The sequence below is a fragment of the Bacteroides muris (ex Fokt et al. 2023) genome (genome assembly GCF_024704895.1).
In the GTDB taxonomy this organism is placed as follows: domain Bacteria; phylum Bacteroidota; class Bacteroidia; order Bacteroidales; family Bacteroidaceae; genus Bacteroides; species Bacteroides muris.
The window spans coordinates 90,388-99,868 of record NZ_JAMZEE010000014.1 but is presented as its reverse complement, the minus strand read 5'-3'; the positions used below and the strand labels follow the sequence as shown (position 1 = coordinate 99,868).

General features: G+C 48.3%; 8 protein-coding genes and 1 tRNA gene. 4 read left to right on the top strand and 5 right to left on the bottom strand.

Annotated elements, in window-relative coordinates:
- Positions 1 to 156 precede the first annotated feature (156 nt).
- Together M1B78_RS07945 and M1B78_RS07940 are read right to left on the bottom strand one after the other, a co-directional pair.
- Positions 157 to 1,275, bottom strand: coding sequence for a site-specific integrase (locus M1B78_RS07945; RefSeq protein WP_257940360.1), 1,119 nt, complete (start codon positions 1,273 to 1,275; stop codon positions 157 to 159).
- Positions 1,276 to 1,452: 177 nt separating this feature from the next.
- Positions 1,453 to 1,526 (bottom strand) — tRNA-Gln (locus M1B78_RS07940).
- A gap of 217 nt (positions 1,527 to 1,743) precedes the next feature.
- Here M1B78_RS07940 and rsfS point away from each other — a divergent pair.
- The 3 genes from rsfS to M1B78_RS07925 are packed head-to-tail and all read left to right on the top strand — an operon-like array spanning position 1,744 to position 4,957.
- Positions 1,744 to 2,103: a ribosome silencing factor gene (gene rsfS, locus M1B78_RS07935; RefSeq protein WP_257940359.1), complete on the top strand. Its 360-nt coding sequence runs from the start codon at positions 1,744 to 1,746 to the stop codon at positions 2,101 to 2,103.
- 9 nt (positions 2,104 to 2,112) lie between these two features.
- Positions 2,113 to 4,125, top strand: a complete 2,013-nt coding sequence (gene ftsH / locus M1B78_RS07930; RefSeq protein ID WP_257940358.1) for an ATP-dependent zinc metalloprotease FtsH — start codon at positions 2,113 to 2,115, stop codon at positions 4,123 to 4,125.
- Positions 4,115 to 4,957, top strand: coding sequence for a phosphatidate cytidylyltransferase (locus M1B78_RS07925; protein WP_257932033.1), 843 nt, complete (start codon positions 4,115 to 4,117; stop codon positions 4,955 to 4,957). Before ftsH ends, M1B78_RS07925 begins: the two co-directional genes overlap by 11 nt.
- Before the next feature lie 114 nt (positions 4,958 to 5,071).
- Here the strand turns inward: M1B78_RS07925 and M1B78_RS07920 are convergent, their stop codons facing one another.
- The 3 genes from M1B78_RS07920 to surE form a co-directional block, all read right to left on the bottom strand.
- Complete coding sequence (locus M1B78_RS07920) at positions 5,072 to 5,821, bottom strand: NigD-like protein (protein ID WP_257940357.1); 750 nt, start codon at positions 5,819 to 5,821, stop codon at positions 5,072 to 5,074.
- A 104-nt stretch (positions 5,822 to 5,925) separates the two neighbouring features.
- On the bottom strand, positions 5,926 to 7,068 hold the full coding sequence (gene lpxB, locus M1B78_RS07915; RefSeq protein WP_257940356.1) for a lipid-A-disaccharide synthase: 1,143 nt from the start codon (positions 7,066 to 7,068) through the stop codon (positions 5,926 to 5,928).
- A gap of 24 nt (positions 7,069 to 7,092) precedes the next feature.
- Positions 7,093 to 7,857: a 5'/3'-nucleotidase SurE gene (surE, locus tag M1B78_RS07910; protein WP_257940355.1), complete on the bottom strand. Its 765-nt coding sequence runs from the start codon at positions 7,855 to 7,857 to the stop codon at positions 7,093 to 7,095.
- A gap of 156 nt (positions 7,858 to 8,013) precedes the next feature.
- Here surE and M1B78_RS07905 point away from each other — a divergent pair, with 156 nt between their 5' ends.
- Positions 8,014 to 9,450 carry a DUF1080 domain-containing protein gene (locus tag M1B78_RS07905; RefSeq protein ID WP_257940354.1) on the top strand — a complete coding sequence of 479 codons (1,437 nt, stop codon included), beginning with the start codon at positions 8,014 to 8,016 and terminating at the stop codon, positions 9,448 to 9,450.
- The last annotated feature ends 31 nt before the right edge of the window (positions 9,451 to 9,481 follow it).

The window sequence follows — 9,481 nt, the reverse complement described above, 5'->3', positions numbered from 1 at the left end:
ATGAAGCAGAGTTTCAGGGTTGGCCTCGGTTTTTATTGTGCCGGTGTAGAAAAACTCGATTTTTCTATATAATTTTGTAGTCAAGATAAGCGTTCTTGAGGATTATGCAGAATAAGACAAAATAGAGAACTTCGCTCGTTTCTAAATCGTTACCCATCAAGAAACGAATCTTTGCAAACTATTCAATTTCAGCGATAAAGACAATTCGTAATGTCTTGCAACGTGAAAAGTGATGTTCTTCTTCACGCCCGCCACCCTGGCAATATCTTTCAGGTAGCGGTTCGTGGCCTGGTTGGTAAGCATGGGGAATATTTTCCGGTTTTCCTCCCCTTCCGGTCTGTAGCATTCGAAGCCGTCCAGTATCTCCTCCGCCGGAGGCAGTAGGGGCAACGACACGCGCAGCCCGGTTTTCTGCCGGTTGAAGTGAATCCACCTCGTGCGGTCTATACCGATTGTGATGTTTTCCGGTGTCATGTTCACCATATCAACATAGGATATCCCCGTATAGACGGCAAACAGGAACATATCCCGCAGCACGGCATGCGAGGGCGGCAGCACGGCTTTCCTTATCTTCTCCACCTCTTCCTGCTCAAGGTAGCCCCGTTCCACCTTGTTGCGCTTCACGTGCAGCGTGCAGACCGGGTTTGATGCTATCCAGTCGTTCTGCAGGGCGAGGTTCATCACCCGCTTCAACCGCTGCATGTGCTTCATGGCACCGTTCACGGTGCACACACGGCCTTTCCCTTCCCTCCTGAAGCCTTGCAGGAAGGCATAGAACTCCATGACGAATGCCTTGTCGATGGCATCCACCATATAGTCCGACAGCCTGTAACGGGTTTTGACGAAGCGCAGCAGCAGGCGTTCGGTCACATCATAGAGCAGGTTTGTGGAAGGTTCAAGATTTTTTCCGTCTATAATCCGGTGATACTCAAAGAGAGCCGAGACGGTTGAATAGTCGTTCTTACCGTCTTCGAAGGCAAGCCTGAAGTTTTTCAGATTGATTTCCGCCTCCTTCTTGCGCAGTTTGTTCAGCGTATCTTCGATTTTGATACGCATGTCGTTCATGACGCGGTTCGCGTTCTTTTCCTCTGCGGAACGTCCCGTGAAACGTTGTGCCTTGGCATCCCACCCTTTGAGCGGTGCGCAGAAATTCGCATTAATTTCGTATCTTTGTCCGCAGATTGTAACCCTGCAAAATAAAGGTGATACGTTTCCTTGTGTTCTCGTGCGACGCATCCAAAACCTCACCGAGAACGTTTTCTTTTTCTCATTCATCGTCTTTAAGTTTATTTAACTGCAAGACAATTGAAAAAGGAGATTTTACAAGGGAACTTGCCACCGATTCGACCACCGAATACCTGCACTGAAAAAATCGTACATGGTCGAAAAGCAACAAAAAAACCTCCTAAAACTTGCGATTTTAGGAGGTTTTTGACTCAAATTGGCTGTTTGTGGTTGGGCTACCTGGATTCGAACCAGGAATGACAGGACCAGAATCTGTAGTGTTACCATTACACCATAGCCCAATGGTTGTTATTTCCGTTTTGCGGTTGCAAAGATACAAAGATTTCTATAAATCAAAACAAAAACGAGCATTTTTTTTGCAAAAAACTGATAAGATACCGTAACCCAAAGGATTATATAACTAAAAAAAAACAAAAATTGAAAGAGTTTTCCTCTTTTGCGTGTTTGATATGAGAAATCAACGTATATTTGTCAACTGTTTTAATATAATAATGTATAATGAACGAAACGAAGAAACTGATTCAACAGATAACAGAAGGTATTCAAGATAAAAAAGGAAAAAAAATCGTCATCGCAAATCTGACAAAAATCGACGATACAATATGCAATTATTTCGTCATCTGCCAAGGAAACTCTCCCAGCCAAGTGACAGCCATTGTAGAATCCATAAGGGACTTCACACGCAAGGGTGCCGATACCAAGCCCTTTGCCGTAGACGGGCTGCGCAATGCTGAATGGGTAGCTATGGACTACTCGGACATATTAGTGCATGTCTTCCTGCCTGAAACAAGGGAATTCTACAATCTGGAACACCTCTGGGCAGATGCCAAATTAACTCAAATTCCTGACCTCGATTAATCAAAACGTATGGATAATAATACCAACAAGAAACCCAATAAAGTAAATATGCCCAAGTTCAACCTGAACTGGCTGTATATGATTATAGCAATGATGCTGTTAGGGCTGTACCTGACCAACGAAAGCGGTACGGCAACCAAAAATATCTCTTATGATGAATTCCAGCAATATGTACGAAACGGTTATATAAGCAAAGTAATCGGTTACGATGACAACTCCGTCGAAGCTTACGTCAAACCGCAGCACATAGGGAACGTATTTCGTCAGGACTCCAGCCGAGTAGGCAAGAATCCGCTTATTACGACCGAGGCCCCTTCACGCGAGAGCTTGGGGAATTTCCTGCAAAAGGAAAGAGACGACGCCCACTTTGACGGCTCCATCAACTACGAAAAGAAGCGAAACTACTTCGGTGCCATTCTGTGGCAGATTCTCCCTTTTGCATTCCTTATCGGTTTCTGGATTTTCATGTCCCGACGCATGAACGGAGGTGGAGGCATGAGCGGAGGTGGAGGCATCTTCAGCGTAGGAAAGTCCAAGGCCCAATTATTTGAAAAAGGTTCCCCCATCAAGATTACATTCAAGGATGTGGCAGGACTTGCCGAAGCCAAGCAAGAGGTAGAAGAAATTGTCGAGTTCTTGAAAGAACCTCAAAAATATACCGATTTGGGAGGTAAGATACCCAAGGGTGCCTTGTTGGTAGGTCCTCCGGGAACCGGAAAGACCCTGCTTGCAAAGGCCGTGGCCGGAGAAGCCAACGTACCTTTCTTCTCTTTGGCAGGTTCCGACTTTGTGGAAATGTTTGTCGGCGTGGGAGCTTCCCGTGTTCGCGATTTGTTCCGCCAAGCAAAGGAAAAAGCACCTTGTATCGTGTTCATCGACGAGATTGACGCTGTAGGCCGTGCACGTGCCAAAGCAGCCGCCATGGGTGGCAACGACGAGCGCGAGAACACATTGAACCAGTTGCTGACTGAAATGGACGGCTTCGGCTCCAACAGCGGCGTTATCATCTTGGCCGCTACCAACCGTGTGGACGTCTTGGACAAAGCATTGCTGCGAGCCGGACGTTTTGACCGCCAGATACATGTAGACCTACCCGACCTTAATGAGCGTAAGGAAGTATTCGGCGTACACCTGCGCCCCATCAAGATAGACAATAGTGTGGATGTAGACCTTCTGGCACGCCAGACTCCCGGATTCTCGGGAGCGGACATAGCCAATGTATGTAACGAAGCAGCCCTGATAGCCGCCCGCCACGGCAAGAAGTTCGTCGGAAAGCAAGACTTCCTGGATGCCGTAGACCGTATTGTGGGTGGATTGGAAAAGAAAACCAAAATCACTACCGAGGCCGAACGCCGTTCCATTGCCATACACGAAGCCGGCCATGCCAGCATCTCTTGGTTGCTAGAATACGCCAATCCGCTGATTAAAGTAACTATTGTACCCCGCGGACGCGCTTTGGGCGCAGCCTGGTATCTGCCGGAGGAACGGCAAATCACCACCAAGGAACAGATGCTCGATGAGATGTGCGCCACCTTGGGAGGACGTGCCGCCGAGGACCTATTCTTGGGTAGAATATCCACCGGAGCCATGAATGACTTAGAACGTGTGACAAAGCAGGCATACGGTATGATTGCCTATTTGGGTATGAGCGAAAAACTCCCCAACCTCTGTTATTATAATAATGAGGAATATTCTTTCAACCGCCCGTATAGCGAAAAGACTGCGGAACTGATTGACGAAGAAGTGAAGCAGATGGTCAACGAACAGTACGAACGTGCCAAGAAAATACTATCCGAAAACCAAGAAGGACACAACCGGCTGGCACAACTGCTGATTGATCAGGAAGTAATCTTTGCCGAAGACGTTGAACACATCTTTGGAAAACGTCCATGGGCTTCCCGTTCGGAGGAAATCAGTGCAAACAAGACTGCTGCCGAGGTGAAAAAAGCAGAGCAAGAAGAACAACAAAAAGCCATAGAAGCAGAAAAGGAAGTCAAGAAAGAAGAAAAGCATGAAAAATAACTTTATCCAACGTGCCGTTACCGGTGTATTATTCGTCATAGTATTGGTGGGCTGTATTCTTTACAGCCCCCTTTCGTTCGGTATACTGTTCACCATTATCAGTGCACTGAGCGTACATGAGTTTGCCCAATTAGTCAACCGGAGCGGCGAAGTAAGCATAAACAAGACCATCACTGCATTGGGGGGAGCTTACCTTTTCCTTGCATTAATGAGTTTCTGTACCCAGCAGTCTGTAGGAGCACGGATATTCCTTCCTTATTTGGGACTGTTGCTCTACATGATGATTACGGAACTTTACCTCAAGAAAAAGAACCCGACGGGTAACTGGGCCTACTCCATGCTGAGCCAATTGTACGTGGCACTCCCCTTCGCCCTACTGAATGTACTTGCTTTTCAATATTCCACGGAAACGAGCAGTGTGACCTACAACCCCATCCTGCCGCTTTCCATCTTCGTATTCATCTGGTTGAGTGATACGGGTGCCTACTGTACTGGTTCATTGATAGGCAAACACCGTCTGTTTGAGCGCATTTCCCCAAAGAAATCTTGGGAAGGCAGTATCGGCGGCGGAATTTTCTCCATCGCTTCATCTTTTGTCTTTGCGTACTTTTTCTCTTTCATGCTGTGGTGGCAATGGGTAGGTCTGGCAATCGTCGTAGTCATTTTCGGTACATGGGGCGACTTGACCGAATCACTCATGAAACGCCAATTGGGAATTAAGGATTCGGGCAACATTCTGCCGGGCCATGGAGGGATGCTCGACCGTTTCGACAGTGCCCTGATGGCAATTCCCGCAGCAGTCGTTTATCTGTATGCATTGACGATGTTCTAACAACGGTTCACACGAACAAACCTGCATAAAACATATAAAAAGAGCACCCGGGCAGATGGATGACATCAAAATCCCGGGTGCTCTTTCTTACTATATACTATCACAACCCTTTTCTTACTTCAACTGCATATTGGACAGATCCACATTAGTAGTCAGCTTTTCATTACTTCCCACTGTTTTCAAATCAAAGGTTACTTCCACCTCTCCATTCTTTTCCGAATTGAGTTTCAGTTTGATGCCTTTGGTTTCTGAGGAAATCTCCAGGCTGTTCAGATTATAGGAGACAGCACCAAGACCGCGACGTCCCGACAGGTCATCATAATCATTATAACGGAGTTCCAAGTAGATATATCCGTCTTCGCCATACAAGGCATCATCCTTTTGCGGACGCACCAGGCTGATGCGGTGTTTTTGTTCTGTTGAGAATGGCAGGTTCTGCATGAAAAAGATGTTCATATAACCACCACTGATGCTGATGTCACCTTTATTTATAAACACGGGGTCGTTACCGAAATCTTCTTCAGTTTCGGGAGTCAGCGTTTCCACCTCTTTCGTCAGAATGTTTTGCAAGCGCAACAGTTTCACGGCATGGTCATATCCTGCATAGTTGTCCTGCAAAGGATTGAATACGGTTATCACCCGTTGTCCATCCACGGCATCATACCATCCTATGTCCGTATTCACCGGCCAAAGCGTCCCCCAGACATCGCAGTTCAAGTAAAAGGCATTCCCCGTAACACGCACAGTAGCCCACAAAGGCGGAGTAAAATCACCCAAAGAATATCCATCGCCATCATCACATGATTGCAAGACGGGCATCACTGCCAAACATATTGCCATAAATAACCCATACAGCTTTTTCATAATCAAAGTTCTTTTCATTTGTTTTTGTATAGAGAATACAAAAGCCGGGCATTTACTGCACCGGCTTCTTCCATTTTAACAATTTCTTAGAAACTATCCTGATTTTATTTCAGCTTCCTTAACAACGCCACCATCTTGCGGGCAGCATGTCCGGGTGCTCCGGCCTCTCCCAAGCGGGATGCCATGCACTCATATCCCTCGAGCATCCGGCAGCGATATTCCTTGTCGTACAAGATACGGTTCAGCTCCGAGCGTACCTGCTCTACTGTCATGGTATCGGCAACCAGCTCTTTCACCACCTCCCGGTTGGCAATGAGGTTGACCAAGGAAATGTACTTCACCTTCAGTATATGCCGTTTCAGGAAAGCGATAACCTTCCCTATCGGAGTATGGTAGCATACCGCTTGCGGCACACGGAACAGGGCCGCTTCCAGCGTTGCCGTCCCCGAAGTGACCAGTGCAGCCTCTGCCTGCCTCAACAAGGAGAATGTCTTGTTGAAGATAATCTTCACGTCCGCCCCGCCTACATAACATTTGTAATACTCGGGAGAAATGCCCGGAGCACCGGCCAGTACGAGCTGATAATCGGGAAAAGAAGCTGCCGCACGAAGCATGTCGGGCAGATTGTCCTTGATTTCCTGCTTGCGGCTACCGGCCAGCAAGACAATGATGGGTTTGGACGAAAGTCCGTTTGCCCGGACAAAGTCGTCAAATGTCTCTGAGCCGGAAGCAAGAAAAGCCGTCACCTCATCCACTGTCGGATTGCCGACGTAGTGTATCGGATAGTGATGTTTTTTTTCGAAGAACTCCACCTCGAACGGTAGGATGGAGAACAGTTCATCCACATCCCGTTTAATATTCTTGATGCGGTATTCCTTCCATGCCCAAATCTTGGGAGAGATATAGTAAAAGACAGGAATCCTTGTGTTGGCATGGACAAACTTGGCTATATCCAGATTAAAGCCCGGATAGTCCACCAAAATCAGCACATCCGGCTGCCATGCAACAATATCCTCCTTGCAGCGCTTCATATTGGCAAAGATGGTGCGCAGATGCAGCAATACGGGAATGAACCCCATATACGCCAGCTCTTTGTAGTGCTTCACCATCACACCGCCCACTGCAGCCATGAGGTCGCCTCCGAAGAAACGGAACTCCGCTTGCGAGTCCTCCTCCTTCAATGCAGCCATCAGATGGGAGGCATGCAGGTCGCCGGAAGCTTCACCGACAATCAAGTAATACTTCATATCAATTGATAATTGTCAATTAATTCAGAACCATGCTTTCAGTTCATCAATCAAGCCGTATGCCGTTGCATCCACCGTGGTCGGGGTGATTGCCACATAACCGTTATCAAGCGCCCAATGGTCATTCTTCTCATTTTCGGCATCGTTGTTCTCAAACTCGCCGGTCAGCCAATAGTAACGGGCATCCCCTCTATGAGCAAAGTTCTCCCATTCGTTCATCCATTGTCCCTTGGTCTGTTCGCAAATCTTCACGCCTTTCAGCTCTTTGGTATCGGGGAAGTTGACATTGAGGCACGTCAACGGAGGCAACCCCTTCTCCAATACCAGCCGGGCTATCTCGCGGATGTAAGGACCTGCCGGCTCAAAATCGGCGTTCGGCTCATGGTTGCAAAGAGAGAATCCGATGGAAGGCACTCCTTTGAGGCATCCTTCTATCACGACGCCCATCGTACCGGAATAGTGCAGGTTTACAGAAGAATTGTCGCCGTGGTTGATGCCGCCCACCACCAGGTCGGGCTTGCGGTCGAGCACCGTATGAAAGGCCAGCTTCACACAGTCGGTCGGCGTACCGGAACACTTGTATACCGTCAGCCCGACATCCTTACGGACCAGTTGGTAGCGGATAGGCTCTGTTACAGTCAGCGCACACGCACTTCCGGAACGGGGCGCATCCGGCGCCATTACCACAATCTCGCCCAGCGGACGAAGGAATTTGATTAACTCGCCAATACCTTTCGCAATGATACCGTCATCATTGGAAATCAATATCAAAGGTCTCTGATTTTTCATAATCTTCTTTTTATTGTCGCACAAAAGTAGCTAAAAAGGCTTTAAACTGCATGCTACAAGAATAATAATTCTTTTGTATCCGAAGATATTCTCAGAAAAGGCTAACTTTGCACCGCCAACAATTGAAATACAAACATTCATAAAATCCATTCCATAATGAACACTTTTTGCCATCCTACCATTGCCGTACGCATCGAGGCTGCAACCGCTGCAATCATTCTGTTTCTGGCAGTCCTGACAAGTTGCGGCAGAAACAATTCCCCCGAGCCACTTGACCAATGGGATGACGGGGCATCTACGCTTCGCACGGCAGACCCGGTCATTACAGAAGGCCGGAAACTCTTCAACGACAAAGAATATCAGAATTTCCGGCTCACCGGCGAAGCCTTCACAAAACCCGGTTCCGAAGCACGCCTCCTCTTTCATACGGACGGTGAGTCCGGTTATGAGGTGATATTCCGTAACGGAGACATCGACGGTACACGCAAGAGCGGCTCGCTCGCCTCCGTGCGCAACCTCTACCGCTCACTCGCAAAAGATGGAGAATGGTTTGACTTCGAGATAACCGTACGCGGACAAAACATCATGGTCTGCATTGGCGGAACCGAAGTCGTCTGCTATACCGAACCCGAACATCCATACCGTACAGAAGAGCACGCCCGGCAACTGCTAAGCCAAGGTTCCATTGCCTTGCAAGGCATACACGGCGAAGTGTCGTTCCGGAATCTCGCCATCGAACGACTTGCCAAGGAAGCACGCAACGAAGCCGACACGCTTGCTCCGGTAGACGAACGCACGGACGGAATAATCAGGCTACAGCAACGCGATTTTCCGGTCATAGACTACCACGTTCACCTGAAAGGAGGGCTGACGAAGGAAATGGCACACGCCATGTCCATGAATTACGGCATCAACTATGGTGTTGCCCCCAATGCCGGCGAGGGTGGTGTAGGACGTATGCTGGCCGATGACAAAGAAGTATACGACTATTTTAATGAAGTAAAAGGCTTGCCATTCCTATGCGGGGTGCAAGGTGAAGGGCGTAAGTGGACAACTACTTTCTCGCAGGAATCACTGGGGATTTTCGATTACCTGTTTACCGACGCCATGACCATCATAGACCACAAGGGACGCAATTCGCGTATCTACCGGGCCGAAGAAGCACTCTTCGACGACATTACGCTTGAGCAGTATATGAACCACCTTGTCGACCAAACAGTCCTGATTCTGACCAACGAGCCTGCCGACATTTATGCCAACCCTACCTTCCTGCCCGACACAATGGCGCATGATTACGACAAGTACTGGACTGACGAACGAATTGAACGCGTATTGGATGTATTGCAACAACATGGAATCGCTTTGGAAATCAATGCACGCTACCGGATTCCCAGTTTCGAGATTATCCGTCGCGCCAAGGCACGTGGGATCAAATTCACATTCGGCACAAACAATGTCGATGCCGACTTCGGACGACTGGAATATTGCGCCGAAGCCATCAAGCAATGCGGCCTCACAGCCGACGATATATGGTTCCCGTCGATGAGCACACGCCGCTCCCGCCCCATTGTCATATACAACCGATTCGAGTAGCAGGGAACCACCGCTGTCATCTTCACCAACA

Bases quoted from the DNA above. Each gene is read 5' to 3' on its own strand.
- M1B78_RS07945 (WP_257940360.1), bottom strand. From the start codon at position 1,275: ATGAATGAGAAAAAGAAAACGTTCTCGGTGAGGTTTTGGATGCGTCGC.
- rsfS (WP_257940359.1), top strand. From the start codon at position 1,744: ATGAACGAAACGAAGAAACTGATTCAACAGATAACAGAAGGTATTCAA.
- ftsH (WP_257940358.1), top strand. From the start codon at position 2,113: ATGGATAATAATACCAACAAGAAACCCAATAAAGTAAATATGCCCAAG.
- M1B78_RS07925 (WP_257932033.1), top strand. From the start codon at position 4,115: ATGAAAAATAACTTTATCCAACGTGCCGTTACCGGTGTATTATTCGTC.
- M1B78_RS07920 (WP_257940357.1), bottom strand. From the start codon at position 5,821: ATGAAAAAGCTGTATGGGTTATTTATGGCAATATGTTTGGCAGTGATG.
- lpxB (WP_257940356.1), bottom strand. From the start codon at position 7,068: ATGAAGTATTACTTGATTGTCGGTGAAGCTTCCGGCGACCTGCATGCC.
- surE (WP_257940355.1), bottom strand. From the start codon at position 7,857: ATGAAAAATCAGAGACCTTTGATATTGATTTCCAATGATGACGGTATC.
- M1B78_RS07905 (WP_257940354.1), top strand. From the start codon at position 8,014: ATGAACACTTTTTGCCATCCTACCATTGCCGTACGCATCGAGGCTGCA.